Below are 19,091 nucleotides of genomic sequence, written 5' to 3'. Positions count from 1 at the left end.
TGGAACACGGAGCTCTTGTCATGGCTAAAAAGAAAGCAACGCATGAAATTACGTCAGATCCCGTCGAAGTGACAACGCCGAAACCGGTCAAACTCAACGTATTGGAAGTGGCGGCCCCCCTAATTTCCAGCAAAGTGGACGGAACGATTACCCCGCCCCGAATTCGAGGTTCGACCATGAAGGTCGACGCACGCATGGATGCCGGCGACATCACTTTTACGTTTGAAACAAAAGAGAAGCCTGGACCTGAGTTTGAACCCATTATTGATTCGAGCGGCGAATCGGGGGCGAGACAAACTGCTATTCCACAGAATTACTTGACGTTGGCCATGGGGTTCACGCTCCTTGTTTCGTACAAAGGGACCTCACAAGGCAAACCGGTGCAGTCCCTTGTCGAACAAGCAGGTGTGTCGTTTTACTCTGCAGACGAAAGTAAAGCCCTGGCTCCTAGGTTGCATCATAGGAAAATCGTCCATAACACACCTACCTATGACATGAAGGACCATGAGGGGGATGAGCAGGTTAATTTACCAGTCCATTACCTTGCCAAAGCGGGAAACAAGGTTTACTGCACGATTGCCACCGAGCAGGACGCCGCTCGGCACGTTTTCTACCACTTGGTAGCTGGTTATACGCTGACGGAGGAAGATGCGTCGGGGGACCGTGTACTCCACTTCTTCATTCGACGTGGTTGGTTGGCGCGGCGCAAAGCCTTTAGGGTACTCACGATCCAAACCGGTTGGATCATGAGTGGATTACCGGCCGACGACCCGGCTGATGTTCCTGCCCACCTGGAGACGCAACTACCGGCTAACGCTCTCGAAATCCCGTATCGCGATTCTGTCGCCTTGATTGTAGATCGCGGGATTGATAAGCCGCCGCCACATTTGCGCCAATCGGTGTTGTACAACCTTGAGTGGCACCTTAACCCCGTACTCACTGAAAACGGTGGCGAGGTCGATGCCCCCAACCTGGACACCTATGCAGGCGACCATGTCTGTTTCACCCTGAGCGGGCCTGGGTACGGCTCCAAGCCGCTCAGCTGTGTGACCATTGTCAACGACGGCGATATGGCGAGCGTTGCACTGTCAGCCTGTGACATTGCTTGTTTCTTCAATAAAAAAATGACACTGACCTATACCCTTGAATCCCCGAATAGTGAGGAGCCACAGTCATCACCCGAACAGGTCGTCAATGTGTCATTGCCTGAATTTCCTCATTCTGAAATTGACCAGGCCACGGGCAATATTGTGGGCCTCAATACCTTTAAAGGGGACGCAACGGCTCTGGTACCGATATGGGGGTATATCGAGTGTTCGAAATGTTGCTGGATGTGGATCACGGGTGAGCGTGAGGATGGCAGTGCCTATCGTTTTGATATTTTGATGGATGCGCCTGTAACAGATGCTTGGAAAGCGAATGGCGTCGTTACGCCTATCCCGAGGGCTGAGCTGCAAAAGCTGGCTGATTGCAGCACCTTTGAAGTGCATTTTGCGGCGAGCTTTTGTGAGCACTCTGAGTTGGCGGATGCTCACGAGTTTCCTGCAGAAGCCTTCACAATTGAGCAAGAACCTTTGGTCTTGCCAGAGCCTGAAGTGACGGAAGCGGTGGGCTCCAACTTGACCGCTTACAATGGGCGCATTGGCGTACACGTTGAAGTAAATTACGTCGGCAATAACCCCAAGCACTCCATCAGTCTCTGCTGGAAAAGACCGGATGGCACTTGCTGGCCGTTGGTATCGAAACCGGGCAGCTCCTCGGGAGCTGTCATCTTCGCACCGCCTGCGGAAGCAGTGATCGAGAGTATGGGGGCAACGGTGGAAATCGTTTACACCGTTACGACCGCGTGTAAGGTGCAGACGTCTCCTCCGTTGAATTTGACGATCAGTCTTCCAGTGCGTCTAGAAACTCCGAATGCGTTGGAGGCCGTTCCGGCGAGGACTCAGAACGGTGTTTTGGACCTGAGGACTTTTACCGGAAATGCCAGTTCTCTTGAAGATACGATGTGGTTTTTGCGGGCTGGTCATATCTGTTGGTTGGACGCAACTGGGACGAAAAAGGACGGCACGACCTATTCTTTCCCTGTCTACGCGGCCAGGGTCATTACTGCTGGTGAGTTGACTGCGGGGGTGGCCGCTCCTCTATTGCGACCTGAGTTGGATAAGCTGAAAGACGTTACCAACTTGACCTTGGTGTTTAGAGTGACGACGGATGGCAGTGCAAACAAAAACAATGCGGTCGTCTGTCCATCAAGGGTGTTGATCGTGCGTGTCATCACGATGGTTACGGAAACATTTGAGAGTCTTACGGGAGGCTACTACCCCGCGGGTACCATTTTGAACACGCCGCTCATGACTGTCAGACATAGCTCGGCGACCCTGGGTGTCCATGGTGCTTTCAGCAGCGAACCAGGTATGACTTCTGGAAACGCTATCGCTTTTTCCTGCTCCGCAGGCGAGGGGCATTTGCCACGTCAGCAAGTAGTTTTTGCACTTAAAGCAGGCTACCAGCGGATAGAACTTGCCTATATGCGGCATGTTTATTACGGCAAGTTTGAGTACTTCGATGCTTCGGGAGCCAAGCTCGGCGAGCGCGTGCTTTCGGCAGGCTTTCCCATGAATAGTTGGGTTGATTTCTCAGCTCCAAGTGGGCAACTGATTACAAAAATTGTGGTGTCCACAGAGCAGCACTCGTATACCGATAATTGGAGGCTCTACAGCTAAGTGTTGGATAGAGGCCTCCTTCCAACATCAGAAGGAGGCTTCTATTTGATTAACAGCCCCTTTGGCAGTAAACGGTGGCGCTATTTTGGCCCCATGATCTTGCCTAGTTTCTCCGGCGAAGGCGCCCCCTGCTGTTGTTGCAACCCACCCTTGTCATCCCGGTAGAAAATCGCTGGCGTCGCCGATAACTCCAGCTCTTCCATCAACTTCATATTTGCATCCAGCTTTGCCTCGATATCCGCCGGGATCTTGTCCAGTGCCTGCAACTTGCTGCCCTTGCCGGCGGCTTCATGTTCCTGCAGGGCTTTTTGCGGGTCTTTGGCGGCAAACAGCGCGGCGGATTTGCCGGGGCTGTCTTCGCGGATGATGCCGACCATGATGTGGCGCAGCTGAACCTTGCCGGCTTTTACCCACGGGCGGGCCTGTTCCCAGAACATGTTGCAGTAGGGGCAGTTGGGGTCGCTGAACAGGTAGACGGTGCGCGGCGCGTTGACGTCGCCGTCCTGGATCCAGCTGCTTTTTTCCATCTTGGCCCAGACTTCCTTGGCCATGGGCGCGTAGACCAGCTTGTCCAGGGGCGCGCTGCTCAGGTCGTTGCCCTGGGCGTCGTACAGGTTGCCGGCGATCACGCTTTTGCCGTCGGCGGTCAGGTACAGCGCCATGCCGCGGTTCTGGTATTGCGCGGCGTAGCCCTTGAGCCCGCTGGGCGCGTCGAAGGTGCCAAGGATTTTGGCGCCCTTGGCCTCGATCTGTTTGATCGGTGCCGGCCAGTCTTCGGCGTGGGCCAGGGTGGCGGCCAGCGTCAGTGGCAGCAGGGTCAGCAGGTGGCGGAGGCGGGGCATGTGGGTTTCCTTATCGTAGCGGTGTCGAAGGGTTCCATGGCGCGGGCCAGGCTGGCTTGGGACAGCTCGCCGAGGTGGCTGTTGATCAGGCGGCCGTCGGCGGTGTAGAACAACGTGGTGGGCAGCGCCATCGAACCCACGGCCTGGCCGAGGCGGCCGCTGGCGTCGAACAGCACGTTGTCGAGGTTCAGGCCTTGGGTGGCCAGGTAGGTGCTGACGCTTTGCATGCTTTCGGCCTGGTTGACGAACAGGAAGGTCACATCGGGGCGCTGGTGCTGGGCGCGTTCCAGTACCGGCATTTCGCGACGGCACGGCGGGCACCAGGTGGCCCAGAGGTTGATCACCAGCGGGCCGCCCTTGTAGTCAGCCAGTTGCACGACCTCGCCATCGGCATTGCGCAAGGTGATGTCCGGCAGTTGCGTGCCCTTGTCGTACAGGCTCAGGGACACGCTGGCCATGCCCCAGAACACCAGGCCGGTGATTACCCCAGCGCCCAGCGGCTTGCGCAGGGCCGGGCGGCGCCAGCCGTAGGCCAGTGCGCCGAGGACCAGTGCGATGACGCCGGGCCAGGCGAGGAAACCGCCGTCGCGCAGGTCGACCATCTGCAGCGGGTCGTGGCGGTAGTCGCTCCAGTACATCAGCACAAAGCTGACGCGGGCGACCAGCATGCCCAGCAGGAACAGGCTGAACAGCACCGATTCCGGGTTTTCACCGCCACGCTTGGCCACGCGCCAACCCACCAGGGTGGCCAGAATCAGCGCGCTGATCAGCAGCAGGTGATTCAGGGCGATGGCGAAGGTGCCGATGGTCAGGGTCAGCATTCAGAGGGCGTCCCGGGTTTGCGTCCAGCGTTGCAGGAAGGCGGCGGCATCCACTTCGCCGGTGATGCGTTGGGCGCGGCGTTCTGCGCCGTCCGGGCCGATCCACACGAAGCTCGGTGGGCCAGGCACTTTGTAGCGGCCGAGCAGCTCGCGGCTGGCGGCGTTGTCAGCGGTGACGTCGAGGCGCAGCAGACGCACGTCTTTCAGGGCGTCGAGCACTTCAGGTTTGCCGAATACCTGTTTTTCCATGATCTTGCATGACACGCACCAGTCCGCGTAATAGTCCACCAGCACCCACTGGCCCTGGGCCTTGGCGCTGTCGAGCTGGTTTTGCAGCACGGCAGGGTCGTTGATCGTCATGAAGGCGTCGTGGGCGGTCGATGCGGCGGCGGCCCGCGAGCCGCTGTAGACCTGCAGTGGTTGCCACAGGTCATCGCTGCCACCCGCCGCGCCCACCACCAGCGCGGCGCCCCACAGGCCGAGCACCAGGGAGCCGGCGCCAAACACTTTGGCGGCCAGGCCGTATTCGCGGGCCAACGTCCAACCGCAGTAAGCCATCACCAGCGCGAGTGCGCCCCACAGGCCGATCCACAGGGTGTCGCCGACCACTGGGCGAATCATCAGCACGGCGGTGCCGAGGAACAGGAAGCCGAAGATGCCCTTGAGCACATTCATCCAGGTACCCGGCTTGGGCAGGAAGCGGTTGCCCACGGTCACCAGCAGCAACAGCGGAATGCCAATACCGATGCCCATGGCGAACAGGATCAGGCCGCCATGCAGCGCATTGCCGGTCTGGGCGATATAGAGCAGGGCGCCGGCCAGGGGGGCGGTCATGCACGGGCCGACCAGCAGGCCGGACAGTGCGCCGAGAACGCCCGCACCCACCAGGCTGCCGCCGCTTTGTTGACGACTGACACTGTCGAGGCGGTCACGCAGGAACGCGGGCAGTTGCAGTTCAAAGAAGCCGAACATCGGCAGGGCCAGAATCACGAACAGGGCCGCGAAACTGCCGAGGATCCACGGCGTTTGCAGCAACGCGGCGAGGTTGCCGCCGAGCAATGCGGCCAACACACCCAGTGCCGCATACACCAGCGCCATGCACACCACGTAGCTGCTGGCCAAGGCAAAGCCGCGACGGGGGCTGGCGCCGCTGCCCACCACCAGGCCGGCGAGAATCGGCAGCATCGGCAAGGAGCACGGTGCAAACGCCAGCAGCAGGCCCAGGCCAAAGAACAGCAGCAGGCTCCAGCCCAGGCTGCGTTGCTGCAAGCCGCTGGCCAGGCTCTGGTCCTGGGCTTGGGCTGTGGCCGCCGCCGCGGGGTTGCCGCCCAGGTCCACGGTGATCGACTGCGGCGGGTAGCACAGGCCCGCATCCGCGCAGCCCTGCCAGCCCAGCTTGACCTGGCCGGTGGCGCCGGCCGGAATCTTCACTTCCAGGCCCTGGCGATACACTTGCTGCTCGCCGAAGAACTCATCGCTATGGGCTTCACCCTCGGGCAGCACGGGTTTTTCGGCCAGGCCGTCGAACTTCATGCGCTGCTGGTAAAGGTAATAGCCATCGGCAATCTGCCAATACAGCTGGGTTTCGCCGCTTTCAAGACGTTCGGAGGTAAAGGTGAAGGCTTTGCCCACCGGGAGGAAGTCGGGTTTTGTTTCAAACGGGTTGCCCGGCGCGGCCTGGGCGAACCCCGCGAACAACACCAGCAAAAAGGTAAACAGATGCCGCATGGTCAAGCCTTAGTCGATGCAAGTGAGGCACACAATGTGTGGCGTTGATTAACCGATGATTAACCCAGGCTATTCTAGAGGGAGTGTGGCGGGTTTAGCGGCATAATCTGCGCTTAATCCGCCGCACCTTTAATCACCCCCATCTTTCCTGAAGGGTTCACCATGCACGTACTGGTCTGTGAAGACGACGAACTGATCGCCAGCGGCATCGTGGCCGGCCTGACCGCCCAGGGGTTTACCGTCGAGCGCGTGGCCACGGCCGGCGCCGCGCGGGCCATGCTCAGGGCGGCCACGTTCGACATCATGGTGCTCGACCTCGGCCTGCCCGACGAGGATGGCCTTAAGCTGCTGCAGCAGCAGCGCAGCCAGGGCCTGGAAATCCCGGTGCTGATCCTCACCGCGCGCGACTCGGTGACCAACCGCGTCGACGGCCTGCAAGCCGGCGCCGACGACTACCTGCTCAAGCCCTTCGACCTGCGCGAGCTCGCCGCGCGCCTGCAAACCCTGCTGCGGCGGGTGGCGGGGCGCCGGGTCAACCTGATCGAACATGGCCGCCTGGCCTACGACCCCAGCAGCCGCGAAACTTTCTTGGGCGGCCAGCCGGTGGACCTGTCGCGCCGTGAGCAGGCGCTGCTGCAAGCCCTGCTGCACAACAAGGGCCGCGTGCTGTCCAGCGAGCAGCTCAAGGACAGCGTCTACGGCTTCAATGACGAGTTGGAAAGCAACGCCTTGAACGTGCATATCCATCACCTGCGGCGCAAATTGGGCAACGGCATTGTCGAGACCGTGCGCGGCCTGGGCTACCGCCTGGGCCCGGCTGACGGGGGCGAGGACGCCCCGTGAACAGCCTGCGCCTGCGCCTGACGTTCAAGCTGGGCGCCGCCTTTGTGCTGATCTGGGCCTTCGCGGCGGCCTGGATGCTCAACGATTTGCGCAACCAGATGATGTTCTCCCTCGACCAGCGCCTGGTGGCCTCGGCGCGCATGGTGGCAGGGCTCACCGAGCAGATGCCGGGGTTGGCCAGTGAGAGCGCTGGCGCGCATTCCCATGGCAGCTTGAATATACCGGGGGGCATGGCGTGCCAGGTCAGCTCCTTGCGCGGCGAAGTGCTGGCGCGCAGCCACGCCACCCCGGATGAAGGGCTGGAGTCGCGGGTGAGTGGTTTTCGGGACCAAGTGATCGATGGCGTGAATTGGCGCAGTTTTACCCTGTCCCGTGGCGACCTGTTGATCACCACCGCCGACCGCCAAGTGGAGCGCGAGGCGCTGAACCTGTCGATCCTGCTGGCGGCGTCGGTGCCGGTGGGGGTGGCGATGCTGGGCTGCCTGTGCCTGTTGTGGCTGGGCATCGGCCAGAGCCTGCTGCCGCTCAACCGCATGCGTGATGCGTTGATGCGTCGCAGTGCCGACTCCCTTGAGCCGCTGCAGATCCACCCGCTGCCCAGCGAACTCAAGCCGTTGCTCGACACCCAGAACCAACTGTTGCAACGCATCGCCAAGACCCTCGAGCGCGAACGCCGCCTCACCGGGGACGCGGCCCATGAACTGCGCAGCCCGCTGACGGCGATCAAGACCCACCTGCAAGTGGCGCGTATGACCGAGGGCGCGGCCCGCGATCAGTCCCTGGCCCACGCCGAGGAGGGCGCCGACCGCCTGCATCGCACCCTGGAGCAATTGCTGTTGCTGGCGCGAGTGGAAGGCAGCCTGTCATTCGACGATGGGCTGCAATCCAGCGCCGAAGAAGTGGCACGGCTGGCAATCCAGGACGCGAACGCCGGCGACAACGCGCGCATTGACTTAATCCTGCACGACAACCTCTGCACCACCCCCGTAGACATGCCGGTCGGCCTGGCGGTCGCGGCCCTGCGCAACCTGCTGGACAACGCCTTGCGCCACACCCCGACGGATACGCGGGTGGAACTCAGCGTGTTTACCCACGCCGATAACGTGGTGTTCCGCGTCCGTGACCACGGCAAGCAAATCTTGCCCGAGGACCTGCAATACCTGACCCAACGCTTCTGGCGCAATGGCAACAGCGAAGGCTGCGGGCTGGGCCTGGCGATCGTCCAGGCCATCGTGCAGCGTTGTTCGTGCTCGCTGAAGTTCGACAGCCAGGCGGATGGCCTGCGCGTCGAATTGGGCATGCCGCTGCGGCGCTGATCACTTTTCTTTCGAGTGCCAAATAGTTACCGCCATCCTGAAGATCAAGCCTTCAGGATGGCGGTAATTTCTTTGCGCTTGAACGGGCTGAACGACTCGGCCTGAATTGAAAAGGATGGTTCTTATGTTGGTCATTGATACCAGTTTTCCTGCCACGGGCTTCAACGAACGTAACGGCGAGCCTGTTGAGCAGGTGATTTTGCATTACACCGCGGCGCCCTTTGGCTCCTCCCTGCGCACCCTGACCCGGGACGGGGTCAGCGCGCACTATCTGCTGCCCGATCCAGATGAGCCAAGCTACCGCGCTGCCGGTTATGAAGAGCTGCGGGTGTTTCGCCTGGTGGCGGAAAAACAGCGCGCCTGGCATGCCGGGGTCAGCCATTGGGCGGGGCGCGATAACCTCAATAGCCGTTCGATTGGCGTCGAAATCGTCAACCTGGCGCGGTATGACGGCGGGGTGTTCACTTTTCCGTCATACGGCGAGGAACAGACTGACGTGTTGATAGCGCTGGTTCGCGACATCCTTGGGCGTTATCCACAAGTTGGGCCCACCGACATCCTCGGGCATTCGGACGTGGCGTATGCGCGCAAGAGCGATCCGGGGCCGCAACTGCCCTGGCGTCGCTTGCATGAGGCAGGCGTGGGTGCCTGGTTCGATGAGACGACGCGGGCGATGTATCAACGAAGGTTTTGCACCGGGTTGCCCTCGGAAGTCGAGGTGGAGCGGGCGTTTCAGCGCTACGGCTATGCGCCGGCGAAGAATCGGCAGGGGTTTGAACAGAGAACGCGGGCGTTTCAGATGCACTTTCGCCCGCGTGATTACTGCGGGGTTCTGGACGCAGAGACCTGCGCGATTCTGTACGCGCTAAATGAAAAGTACCTCGGACTCTGAAGCGGAACGCGGCCCAAATGTGGGAGCGGGCTTGCTCGCGAAGGCGGAGTATCAGTCAATACATGCATGACTGAGCCACCGCTTTCGCGAGCAAGCCCGCTCCCACAATTGGATCTTCATCCGTCAGTTAACGATCACGGTCACTAAATCCCTCCCTCACTGGTGCGTTTCCAGAACAGGAAATCCGTGCGCATGCCCCTTGGGCCAGACGCCAGCGGATCGGCAGTTTGGTCATCATCAGCGTATTGAGGGATCGAGAAATGTCAGTCGCTACCAGCCGTATCGAAGACGCCCAGGTGCATGAAACGCTCTACCAGTTCGACGACACCCCGCTGCTCGCCCGTCAGCGCCAGCAGGAGTCCAACGCCCGCAGCTACCCGCGCCGTATACCTTTGGCGCTGAAACGCGCCAAAGGCATCTACGTGGAAGACGTCGAAGGCCGCAGTTTCATTGATTGCCTGGCCGGCGCCGGTACCCTGGCGCTGGGGCATAACCACCCGGTGGTGATCGAGGCCATCCAGCAGGTGCTGGCCGATGAATTGCCGCTGCATACCCTGGACCTGACCACGCCGGTCAAGGACCAGTTCGTGCAGGACCTGTTCGGCCTGTTGCCGCCAGCGCTGGCACGGGAAGCGAAGATCCAGTTCTGCGGCCCCACCGGCACCGATGCCGTCGAAGCCGCCTTGAAGCTGGTGCGTACCGCCACCGGGCGCAGCACCGTGTTGTCATTCCAGGGCGGTTACCATGGCATGAGCCAGGGCGCGTTGAGCCTGATGGGCAGCCTGGGGCCGAAAAAACCCTTGGGCGCGTTGCTCGGCAATGGCGTGCAATTCCTGCCGTACCCTTACGACTACCGTTGCCCGTTCGGTCTGGGCGGCGCGGAAGGTGTGCGGGTCAACCTGCATTACCTGGAAAACCTGCTGAATGACCCGGAAGCGGGCGTATTGCTGCCGGCCGCAGTGATCGTCGAAGTGGTGCAGGGCGAAGGCGGGGTGATCCCGGCTGATCTGGACTGGCTGCGCGGCCTGCGCCGCATCACCGAGCAAGCGGGCGTGGCGTTGATCGTCGATGAGATCCAGAGCGGGTTCGCCCGCACGGGCAAGATGTTCGCCTTCGAACACGCGGGCATCATCCCGGATGTGGTGGTGATGTCCAAGGCCATCGGCGGTAGCCTGCCACTGGCGGTGGTGGTGTATCGCGACTGGCTCGACACCTGGCTGCCGGGTGCGCATGCCGGGACCTTCCGTGGCAACCAGATGGCGATGGCGGCGGGTTCGGCGGTGATGCGCTACCTCAAAGACCACGACCTGGCCGGCCACGCGGCGGCCATGGGTGAGCGCCTGGGTGAACACCTGCGCATCCTGCAACGCGACTTCCCGCACCTGGGGGATATTCGCGGCCGCGGGCTGATGCTCGGCGTGGAACTGGTTGAGCCCGATGGCCTACTCGACATTCAAGGCCACCCACCCATCCATCGCCAACTGGCGCCGCTGGTGCAGCGCGAATGCCTCAAGCGCGGGCTGATCCTTGAGCTGGGCGGGCGGCATGGCAGCGTGGTGCGCTTCCTGCCGCCGCTGGTGATCACCGCCGCCGAAGTCGACCGGGTCGCGGATATCTTCGGGCGCGCGTTGGCGGCGGCGGTCGCCGGCCTCTAATTTTTTGCCAGGGTTGTACGTTTCTACAGATATCAGTGCTGCGCACGGTGCGCAGCCCGTCTTTTAGCGATGGAGAACAGCAATGACCTCAGTATTTGACCGCGACGACATCCTGTTTCAGGTAGTGGTCAACCATGAAGAACAGTATTCCATCTGGCCCGACTACAAGGCCGTGCCGGAAGGCTGGCGCACCGTGGGCAAGAGCGGCATGAAGAAAGAGTGCCTGGCGTACATTGAGGAGGTCTGGACTGATATGCGGCCGTTGAGTTTGCGGCAGAAGATGGATGGTGCTGCCCTGGCTTAATTGCCGCAGATCGAAGGTGGGAGCTGGCTTGGCTGCGATGGCGGACTCTGGTTGGAATGAGTACATATCCGTTATTTATGTAACGGCTGCTTATGGTTTCGCTCTTACAGCGACTCACTTTTGGAGGGACCCAAAAGTAAGCAAAAGGTCCTCGCCCCACCACTCGGTGCCTCGCCTAGGCTCGGCATGCCCGTAATCCGACATTGATTTGGGGGGCCGCCGCCACGCGCCATCCATGGCGCGGGGCGGCTAAACCGGCGTCCTGCCGGTTTACCCCCCAAATCAATATCGAATTGCGGCCAGCGTGGTTGACGGGGCGATCCCAGATCAAAAGCCAAAGCGCGGCGGCCTTAGAGCCGACCGATAATGTGAGTCGATCCCGGTTCAATGTGGGAGCTGGCTTGCCTGCGATGGCATCAACTGGGTGTACCTGATGTACTGAGTTGTCTGCATCGCAGGCAAGCCAGCTCCCACAGAAAAGCAGATCGGTGGAGTGCCACCTAACCTGCTCTGGCTCTGGCTCTGGCTCTGGCTCTGGCTCTGGCTCTGGCTCTGGCTCTGGCTCTGGCTGTGCTTTCGCTTTGATCTGGCTTTTGATCTTGATCTCACGCGCCCCGTTAACCACGCTGGCCGAACGCAGGCTTGAATCCGTGGGTAACCCGGCAGGACGCCGGGTTAGCCGTCCTGGGCCAAGGATGGCCCATGACGGCGGCCCACGGATTCAAGCCTGCGTTCGGGCACACCGAGCCTAGGCGAGGTGCCGAGTGGTGGGGCAAGAGCCCTTTGCTTACTTTGGGGCTTTTCCAAAGTGAGCCGCCGTAAGGGCGGAACCAACAGCGGCCGTGACCGCAGGAATGGATATGTACCCGGTCAAACCCAACTCCCAGACCCCATTGCCTACTGGACACTCTTCTCTTTTCCCCCCGCCCCAGCAGCCCCCGTCACCACCTGCACACTCAACCGCGGCGTCGCCAGGTCCAGCCCGGCTTCATCCAGTTGACGCTTGAGCGACAGGTTGAACGCCCGCGACACTTCCCACTGCTTGATCGGCGCGGTCTTGAAACGTGCACGCAGAATCGCGCTGCCCGACTCGAAGCTCTCCACGCCCTGAATCTCCAACGGCGACCAGATGTTGCGGCGTTGCAGGGGGTCGTTGCGCATTTTCTGGCCGACATCGCGCATCAGCTTGATGGCGTCGTCGATCTCCATGTTGTAAGGGATCGCCACCCGGAAGATCGCGTAGCCGAACTCGCGCGAGTAGTTCTTGATGCTCTTGATCTCGCTGAACGGGATGGTGTGCACGATCCCGTCGATGTCGCGCAGGCGCACCGTGCGGATCGTCAGGCCCTCGACGGTACCGAGGTGGCCGCCCACGTCCACATAGTCATCGATCGCCAGGGAGTCCTCGATGATGATGAACAAGCCGGTGATCAAGTCCGCCACCAGCGATTGCGCACCAAAGCCGATGGCCAGGCCGATCACACCGGCACCGGCCAGCAGCGGCGTGACGTTCATGCCCATGTTCGCCAGGGCGACGATGGCGGCGATGATAAAAATGGTTACGAACAGCACGTTGCGGATCAACGGCATCATGGTCTGCGCGCGAGCGTTGGCCAGCCCTTTGCGCGAACGGGTGAGCGCATGGTGGATCGCGGTGTCGCTGAGAATCCAGATCAGCCAGGCAAACAGCAGGGTCCCCGCCAGGCCGAACAGCTTGACGCTGACCTCATGGCCATCGCCTTCGGTAAAGCGAATCAGCGACAGGCCCCACACCCGCAGCCCCAACTCGATAAACACCAGCCACACCGCCAGGTGCGCCAAGGTGTAGAGGAAGCCTTTGAGGCGCTCGGAGTACAGCGCGTGGCGCTTGTGCCCGCGTTGCGGCTTGAGCGCGTGGCGGCGTACCAGACCGTTGATCACCATGCACAACACCAGCAGCACCGTGCACAGCAGTGACTGGCGCAGGGCGGTGCTGGTGTCGCCGGCCGAGACGAACGTAGCGAACAGCGAAATGCCCACCAGCAGCAACGCGGGGATGTACCAGAACGAACCGATGATTTCGATCGTGTCGCTGAGGGCGCGGCGCGTGAGGCGGCGTGACAACGGCTGGTTGCGGATCAGGTGAGCGATGGGGCGACGGAAACGCAGGATGAACACGCCGGTCGATAAAGCTGCCATCACATTGGCCACGGTCGCGGCGGTGTGGGACAGGTGTTGCCCAAGGGCTTGTACCAGCCTGGGATCGCTCAGGGCTTCACCGAAGGCGGCAAAACTGCCGATCCACCAGAGAGGGCGGAACGCCTGGTGACGCAGGATGTACAACGCGCGATGGCGATGGGGGCCGTCGAGCACGGAAAAGGCAATCACGCAGATGGCGGAGAAGCAGGTGCCGACCACCAGCGCATAGGCCAATACCATCGCCAGGGACTTGCCCAGGGACGAGGGCAGGGCGTAGCTCAGGTACACGGTGATCACCAGGGCGATCAGCCAGGGGCCCAGTTTGCGCAGGGCGAAACGCACCATGTCCCAGGTGCGTGGGTGCTGCGGCAATTCCTCGGGCAGGCCGAAACGTTCGCGCACGCGGTGGCTCAACCAGATCAGCGCAGCGGCGAGCAGGCTCCAGACCGCCAGGATCAGGGCAAAACCGAAAATGATCGGCAGCCATTCCTTGGCCGGCAGCATCAGCGCACTGAGCTCTTCCTTGGCCAGGTCGACCTCGTTGGACCAGCGCCCCAGCGGGCTGTCGGCACCGGAAAACTGCTGCTCAAAGCCCGACAGCGTACTGCCGATCAGCCCCAGCACCCCCAGCTCTGCGGCGGGCTGGGCTTTTTGCGTGGCCGCGCGCAGCTTCTTCAGGTCGCTCAGCAATTGGGTGCGCTGCTGGTCGTTCTCCAAGGTCTTGATGACCTCGTCCAACGACTGGCCCAACGGCACCTCGGCCTGGGGTTGAGCCTTGGTGCCGCCGCCCAGCATGCCGGGCAAGCCGACGGCTTGGGCAGGGGCGCACGGCAGCAGTACGAGCAGGGCAATCAATAGCGAGCAGGGCAGGGCGAACAGACGGGAAAGCACGAGGCGGGCAACCTTGAAGACGGCAGGTCGATCGAGTGTACGAGGGCAAGCGTCATTCGGCCAGTTTGGCGAGAATCTTGTATACCACCGTGCCCAGGATCAGCAGCATGCCGACCCACATGCCAAACACGCCGAGGGGCTTGTCACGAAAGTTGAAACCCACGGCCAGCAAGAGCATGCCGATCAGGATCGGGATCAGCATGGCGTGGAAGGCGGACATGGAAATCATGGGATGACGGCCTTGTCGGAGTGGGAATACTGACAAGTCTAGGCGGGATTGGGGAAAGTGGGGTTGATGTGTATCAGGTAGCGTTCGGTGTTTTTGAAATCGCCATCGCGGGCAAGCCCGCTCCCACAGTGAATTCGTTCCAAATGTGGGATCGGGCTTGCCCGCGATGGCCGCGCTACGGTCTCAAGGCAAATCATGGCTCGCGTAGAACGCGCCCAACACCTTCACCAGATGTGCCAGGTCATGGCTGCCGCACAGCTCCCGGATGGAGTGCATGGCAAACGTCGGCAGGCCGATGTCCACGGTGCGTACACCCAAGTGGCTGGCGGTGATCGGCCCGATGGTCGAGCCGCAACCCATGTCGCTGCGCACCACGAAGCTTTGCACCGGTACTTCCTGGGCCATGCACAGATGGCGGAAGAACCCGGCGGTTTCGCTGTTGGTGGCGTAACGCTGGTTGCTGTTGACCTTGATCACCGGGCCCGCGTTGAGCTTGGGGCCGTGGTTGGCGTCGTGCTTGTCGGCATAGTTGGGGTGCACGCCATGAGCGTTGTCCGCCGACACCAGCAGGGATTTCTGGATCGTGCGTACGAACTCTTCACCTTCGGGCAACAGGCGCCGCAGGGTCTGTTCGAGCATCGGGCCGTCGGCGCCGCAGGCCGAGCAGGAGCCGACTTCTTCGTGGTCGTTGCACACCAGCACGCAGGTTTCTTCGCTGTCGCTGGTGAGCAGGGCTTGCAGGCCGGCGTAGCACGACAGCAGGTTGTCCAGGCGCGCACCGGCGATGAAGTCGCCGTTCAGGCCGATCACCGCGGCACTTTGGGTATCGTAGAAGCTCAGCTCGTAGTCGAGCACCACGTCGGCGTTCAGCCCGTGTTCGCGGGCCAACTGCTCGGTGAGCACAGCGCGAAAGTCCACGCGCTCGTCACCGGCAAATTGCGCGAGGATCGGCGGCAGTTCGGTCTGCGCATTGATCGCCCAACCCTGGTTGGCTTCACGGTTCAGGTGAATCGCCAGGTTGGGGATGATAGCGATGGGCAGCTTGAAATCGATCAACTGGCTTTCGACCTTGCCGTCGCGGCGGAAGGTCACGCGGCCGGCCAGGGACAGGTCGCGGTCGAACCACGGCGCCAGCAGCGCGCCGCCGTAGACTTCCACGCCCAACTGCCAGAAGCCCTGGCGTTGCAGCTCGGGCTGGGGCTTGACCCGCAGGCATGGGCTGTCGGTGTGGGCGCCGACCAGGCGGATACCGCCCTGCAGCGGCGAGTGGCGGCCGAGCTTGAAGGCGATGATCGAGGAATCGTTGCGGGTCAGGTAATACCGGCCGTTAGCTTCGGTGGTCCAGGTTTCGCGCTCGTCGAGGCGCTGGTAACCGGCCGCGTCCAGGCGCTGGGCCATCGCGGCAGTGGCATGAAAAGGAGTAGGGGAGGCCTTGAGAAAGTCGATCAGGCCTTGATTCAACGCTTCGCGCATAAATAGCTCCAGACAGCAGTGTGCGGAGTTTACCGTATTGACCACGTATTTGGAGCGAACCTGCATGGCTGAGAACAACACAACCCTCTGTGGGAGCTGGCTTGCCTGCGATAGCGGTCTATCAGTGAAAGATGTTGGGCTGACACACCGTTATCGCAGCATAGGTATCTACACAACTTTCAAGGCTCACAAATCCCTGTAGTGAGCGGGCTTGTCCCGCGCTGGGTGGCGAAGCCGCCCCAATAAAGACACCGCGCAGTTTCAGACATACGCCATTCGCCTGGTTTGGGGCCGCTTCAGCCCAGCGCGGGGCAAGCCCGCTCACTACAAAAATGCGTAGATACCTATGGTTATCGCAGGCAAGCCAGCTCCCACAGGGTATGTATGCATTTGCAGTTTTAGAACGGCGCAGGGCACTCGAAGCGCAGGCGCTCGCCGCTTTGCGGATGGGTGAAGCTCAACATGCTTGCGTGCAGGCACAGTCGTGGCCACGCAGCCAAGGCTTGTTCATGGGCATACAACCCGTCCCCCAGCAGCGGATGACCGATGGACAACATATGCACGCGCAATTGGTGCGAACGCCCGGTAATCGGCGTCAGCTCCACACGGCACCAGTCGCCGCAACGCTCCAGCACTTTCCAGAACGTCAGCGCATGCTTGCCGAACTCATGGTCCACCACATGCCGTGGCTTGGTCGGCGGGTCGTAGCGCAGCGGCAAATCGATGCCGCCGCTGTCCAGTTCCGGCTGGCCCCAAGCCAGGGCGGTGTAGGCTTTTTCGGTTTCACGGTCATGAAACTGGCGCGACAGTTCGCGATGGGTATCGGCGTCCCGGGCCAGCAGGATGATCCCCGAGGTTTCCCAGTCCAGGCGATGGACAATGCGGGCTTCGGGGTAGCCGTTTTCCTGCAGGCGGGTGATCAGGCAGTCCTTGTTGTCATCGGCGCGACCCGGCACCGAGAGCAGTAGGGTCGGCTTGTTCACCACCAGGACGGCGGCATCCTGATAGAGGATATGGATGTTGGACAACGGCATTAAACAGCCTCGTAACAAACGCCAACGGCGGCTCGCCCACCCGGCCCTTGAAAAGGGTTGCGGGTGAACGAGCCGCCGTGGCGGCCGCCTGTTCGATCAACGATCAGGCAGGGTGATATTGAGTTCCAGAATCGAGCAGCTGCCGTCATTTTCCAGAGCGACATGCACGTCATCGTTGCCGATATTGACGTACTTGCGGATCACCTCGACCAGTTCCTTCTGCAAGGCTGGCAGGTAGTCCGGTGTGCTGCGTTGGCCGCGTTCGTGCGCCACGATGATCTGTAGACGCTCTTTCGCTACCGACGCGGTACTTGGCTTTTTGTTGGCGCGAAAGAAGTCGAGAAATTTCATTGTTTAGTTGCCTCCAAAGATACGCTCGAAGAATCCCTTCTTCTTGACATCGAGGAAGCGGTGTTCCACGGTCTTGCCGAGCAAACGATCAACGGCGTCGCTGTACGCCTGGCCGGCGTCGCTCTGGTCGTCGAGGATCACAGGGACACCCTGGTTGGAAGCCTTGAGGACGGCCTGGGATTCTGGAATCACGCCCAGCAGGGTCACGGCGAGGATGTCCTTCACGTCTTCAACGCCAAGCATTTCGCCATTGCTGACACGCTCAGGGTTGTAGCGGGTGAGCAGCAGGTGCTCCTTGATCGGGTCTTCGCCTTTCTCGGCGCGCTGGGACTTGCTGGCCAGCAGGCCGAGCATGCGGTCCGAGTCACGTACGGAGGAGACCTCCGGGTTGGTCACCACGATGGCTTCGTCGGCAAAATACATCGCCAGGTGAGCACCGGTCTCGATACCGGCCGGCGAATCGCAGACCACGTATTCGAAGGTTTCCTTCAGCTCGGCCAGAACTTTGCCTACGCCTTCTTTGGTCAACGCGTCTTTGTCGCGGGTCTGGCTGGCGGCCAGTACGTACAGGTTCTCAAGGCGCTTGTCCTTGATCAGGGCCTGCTGCAGGTTGGCTTCGCCGTTGACCACGTTGACGAAGTCATACACCACGCGGCGTTCGCAGCCCATGATCAGGTCGAGGTTACGCAAGCCGACGTCGAAGTCGACAATCACTGTCTTGTGGCCGCGCAGCGCGAGACCGGTACCGATAGCGGCGCTGGTGGTGGTCTTACCCACACCACCCTTGCCGGATGTAACCACGAGAATCTTGGCCAAGGTGTTTCACCCCTAAGGAAGAAGGACGTTTCAGTCCCTGAAAAACATCTCTTGGAACTCGCTGCAGGCGGACAGCCTTTGTAGGAAAAAGATGTGGTTTCCCGCAGGGAAACGCCAACTTCCAATTAGTCCTACACAAGTATTGCCGGTTTCGCTGTGCTATCAGAGTTTAGAGATGCTTGGAAAATGCGGCAGTATCCGTTAAAGACGAATGATGTTCAACACATCGCCCGACAGGTTGACCTGCACCGAAGCGCCCCACAGCGGATCACGGCGCAAATCTTCGGCAACCTTGTACTGGCCTGCGATGGATACCAACTCAGCGGTCAACTGCTGGCAGAAAATACGGGCCTTGGTATCACCCTTGATGCCGGCGAGCGCACGGCCCCGCATCGGGCCGTATACATGGATGTTGCCATCGGCAAGAAGTTCCGCCCCCGGGCTGACCGAAGAGATGATCACGAGGTCGCCACCCTGGGCGTAAATCTGCTGCCCGCCGCGTACGGGCGAGGTGATGATCTTTGTAGGCCTGATCGTCGGCTCCGGTGGTTTTTCTGGTTTTTTCTTTTCTTCACCGACCAATGGTTCAAGCGGACGCTCGCGCGCGCCGGACGGTGGCAGTACTGGCAGTTCAATAGCGATGGCGGCAGCGATGTCTTCAATGCGGCTGGCGCGAATCGCCAGAGTGCGCAGGCCATGGGAGCGGCACACGCGCATCAGGCCGGGCAGGTCGATGCTGCCTTGGCCTGCGGGCAGTTTGTCCAGGGCCAGCACCAGCGGGGCATTGTTGAAGAAATTCGGCGCCAGGGCGACCTTGGCGGCGAGCTGGCGGTCCAGGGCGTCGAGGTCGTTGCGGGCCAGTTCCAGCACGGTGATGGCGAGCATGCTGCCCTTCAGCTGGAACACGGGATCTTGGTCTAGCGGTTCGGTTTGGCTCATGGTCGGCAAAAGCGGCTTGTCACGAAAAGTGTCGAGACTTATAACGAGAACATCCA

16 protein-coding genes are annotated in these 19,091 nt (G+C 61.1%); 6 read left to right on the top strand and 10 right to left on the bottom strand.

Translation table 11 applies throughout. The features are described from left to right. Positions 1-20 precede the first annotated feature (20 nt). Positions 21-2,723: a hypothetical protein gene (locus tag KVG91_RS04315; RefSeq protein WP_169376474.1), complete on the top strand. Its 2,703-nt coding sequence runs from the start codon at positions 21-23 to the stop codon at positions 2,721-2,723. Positions 2,724-2,803: 80 nt separating this feature from the next. Here the strand turns inward: KVG91_RS04315 and dsbG are convergent, their stop codons facing one another. The 3 genes from dsbG to dsbD are packed head-to-tail and all read right to left on the bottom strand — an operon-like array spanning position 2,804 to position 6,114. Continuing rightward, positions 2,804-3,565: a thiol:disulfide interchange protein DsbG gene (gene dsbG / locus KVG91_RS04310; protein ID WP_169376475.1), complete on the bottom strand. Its 762-nt coding sequence runs from the start codon at positions 3,563-3,565 to the stop codon at positions 2,804-2,806. Then, entirely contained in the window at positions 3,541-4,386 is an 846-nt protein-coding gene (locus tag KVG91_RS04305) for a TlpA disulfide reductase family protein (RefSeq protein ID WP_169376476.1), read from the bottom strand. Before KVG91_RS04305 ends, dsbG begins: the two co-directional genes overlap by 25 nt. Beyond that, positions 4,387-6,114 (bottom strand): protein-disulfide reductase DsbD, encoded by a 1,728-nt coding sequence (gene dsbD / locus KVG91_RS04300; RefSeq protein ID WP_169376477.1) that lies wholly within the window; start codon positions 6,112-6,114, stop codon positions 4,387-4,389. Between the two features lie 162 nt (positions 6,115-6,276). Between dsbD and KVG91_RS04295 the strand changes: the two genes are divergently transcribed. The 5 genes from KVG91_RS04295 to KVG91_RS04275 all read left to right on the top strand — a co-directional run bounded on the left by KVG91_RS04295 (position 6,277) and on the right by KVG91_RS04275 (position 11,124). Next, positions 6,277-6,957, top strand: a complete 681-nt coding sequence (locus KVG91_RS04295) for a response regulator (RefSeq protein WP_076953027.1) — start codon at positions 6,277-6,279, stop codon at positions 6,955-6,957. Further along, on the top strand, positions 6,954-8,273 hold the full coding sequence (locus KVG91_RS04290) for an ATP-binding protein (protein WP_169376478.1): 1,320 nt from the start codon (positions 6,954-6,956) through the stop codon (positions 8,271-8,273). Before KVG91_RS04295 ends, KVG91_RS04290 begins: the two co-directional genes overlap by 4 nt. A gap of 124 nt (positions 8,274-8,397) precedes the next feature. Continuing rightward, the gene (locus tag KVG91_RS04285; RefSeq protein WP_169376479.1) at positions 8,398-9,165 is read left to right on the top strand and encodes an N-acetylmuramoyl-L-alanine amidase; all 768 of its coding nucleotides are present in this window, start codon (positions 8,398-8,400) and stop codon (positions 9,163-9,165) included. Between the two features lie 260 nt (positions 9,166-9,425). Next, complete coding sequence (locus tag KVG91_RS04280; RefSeq protein ID WP_169376480.1) at positions 9,426-10,820, top strand: aspartate aminotransferase family protein; 1,395 nt, start codon at positions 9,426-9,428, stop codon at positions 10,818-10,820. 82 nt (positions 10,821-10,902) lie between these two features. Continuing rightward, entirely contained in the window at positions 10,903-11,124 is a 222-nt protein-coding gene (locus tag KVG91_RS04275; protein ID WP_102061965.1) for an MbtH family protein, read from the top strand. A gap of 897 nt (positions 11,125-12,021) precedes the next feature. Here KVG91_RS04275 and KVG91_RS04270 read toward each other — a convergent pair. The 7 genes from KVG91_RS04270 to minC form a co-directional block, all read right to left on the bottom strand. Continuing rightward, on the bottom strand, positions 12,022-14,193 hold the full coding sequence (locus KVG91_RS04270) for a mechanosensitive ion channel domain-containing protein (RefSeq protein ID WP_169378667.1): 2,172 nt from the start codon (positions 14,191-14,193) through the stop codon (positions 12,022-12,024). 52 nt (positions 14,194-14,245) lie between these two features. Next, positions 14,246-14,422 (bottom strand): hypothetical protein, encoded by a 177-nt coding sequence (locus KVG91_RS04265; RefSeq protein WP_169378666.1) that lies wholly within the window; start codon positions 14,420-14,422, stop codon positions 14,246-14,248. Positions 14,423-14,605: 183 nt separating this feature from the next. Continuing rightward, positions 14,606-15,895 carry a M18 family aminopeptidase gene (locus tag KVG91_RS04260; protein ID WP_169378665.1) on the bottom strand — a complete coding sequence of 430 codons (1,290 nt, stop codon included), beginning with the start codon at positions 15,893-15,895 and terminating at the stop codon, positions 14,606-14,608. Between the two features lie 398 nt (positions 15,896-16,293). After that, positions 16,294-16,929: an RluA family pseudouridine synthase gene (locus KVG91_RS04255; RefSeq protein ID WP_169376877.1), complete on the bottom strand. Its 636-nt coding sequence runs from the start codon at positions 16,927-16,929 to the stop codon at positions 16,294-16,296. Positions 16,930-17,025: 96 nt separating this feature from the next. Continuing rightward, positions 17,026-17,280: a cell division topological specificity factor MinE gene (gene minE, locus KVG91_RS04250; RefSeq protein ID WP_003175252.1), complete on the bottom strand. Its 255-nt coding sequence runs from the start codon at positions 17,278-17,280 to the stop codon at positions 17,026-17,028. 3 nt (positions 17,281-17,283) lie between these two features. Further along, positions 17,284-18,096, bottom strand: coding sequence for a septum site-determining protein MinD (gene minD / locus KVG91_RS04245; protein ID WP_017737535.1), 813 nt, complete (start codon positions 18,094-18,096; stop codon positions 17,284-17,286). A 201-nt stretch (positions 18,097-18,297) separates the two neighbouring features. Beyond that, complete coding sequence (gene minC / locus KVG91_RS04240; protein WP_169376876.1) at positions 18,298-19,035, bottom strand: septum site-determining protein MinC; 738 nt, start codon at positions 19,033-19,035, stop codon at positions 18,298-18,300. Positions 19,036-19,091 lie beyond the last annotated feature (56 nt).

The sequence above is a fragment of the Pseudomonas azadiae genome, assembly GCF_019145355.1.
In the GTDB taxonomy this organism is placed as follows: Bacteria; Pseudomonadota; Gammaproteobacteria; order Pseudomonadales; family Pseudomonadaceae; genus Aquipseudomonas; species Aquipseudomonas azadiae.
This window is presented reverse-complemented; position numbering and strand designations above follow the sequence as displayed.

What these genes read in the sequence shown, in the direction of transcription:
- KVG91_RS04315 (WP_169376474.1), top strand. Translation starts at nt 21, where the DNA reads ATGGCTAAAAAGAAAGCAACGCATGAAATTACGTCAGATCCCGTCGAA.
- dsbG (WP_169376475.1), bottom strand. Translation starts at nt 3,565, where the DNA reads ATGCCCCGCCTCCGCCACCTGCTGACCCTGCTGCCACTGACGCTGGCC.
- KVG91_RS04305 (WP_169376476.1), bottom strand. Translation starts at nt 4,386, where the DNA reads ATGCTGACCCTGACCATCGGCACCTTCGCCATCGCCCTGAATCACCTG.
- dsbD (WP_169376477.1), bottom strand. Translation starts at nt 6,114, where the DNA reads ATGCGGCATCTGTTTACCTTTTTGCTGGTGTTGTTCGCGGGGTTCGCC.
- KVG91_RS04295 (WP_076953027.1), top strand. Translation starts at nt 6,277, where the DNA reads ATGCACGTACTGGTCTGTGAAGACGACGAACTGATCGCCAGCGGCATC.
- KVG91_RS04285 (WP_169376479.1), top strand. Translation starts at nt 8,398, where the DNA reads ATGTTGGTCATTGATACCAGTTTTCCTGCCACGGGCTTCAACGAACGT.
- KVG91_RS04280 (WP_169376480.1), top strand. Translation starts at nt 9,426, where the DNA reads ATGTCAGTCGCTACCAGCCGTATCGAAGACGCCCAGGTGCATGAAACG.
- KVG91_RS04275 (WP_102061965.1), top strand. Translation starts at nt 10,903, where the DNA reads ATGACCTCAGTATTTGACCGCGACGACATCCTGTTTCAGGTAGTGGTC.
- KVG91_RS04265 (WP_169378666.1), bottom strand. Translation starts at nt 14,422, where the DNA reads ATGATTTCCATGTCCGCCTTCCACGCCATGCTGATCCCGATCCTGATC.
- KVG91_RS04260 (WP_169378665.1), bottom strand. Translation starts at nt 15,895, where the DNA reads ATGCGCGAAGCGTTGAATCAAGGCCTGATCGACTTTCTCAAGGCCTCC.
- KVG91_RS04255 (WP_169376877.1), bottom strand. Translation starts at nt 16,929, where the DNA reads ATGCCGTTGTCCAACATCCATATCCTCTATCAGGATGCCGCCGTCCTG.
- minE (WP_003175252.1), bottom strand. Translation starts at nt 17,280, where the DNA reads ATGAAATTTCTCGACTTCTTTCGCGCCAACAAAAAGCCAAGTACCGCG.
- minC (WP_169376876.1), bottom strand. Translation starts at nt 19,035, where the DNA reads ATGAGCCAAACCGAACCGCTAGACCAAGATCCCGTGTTCCAGCTGAAG.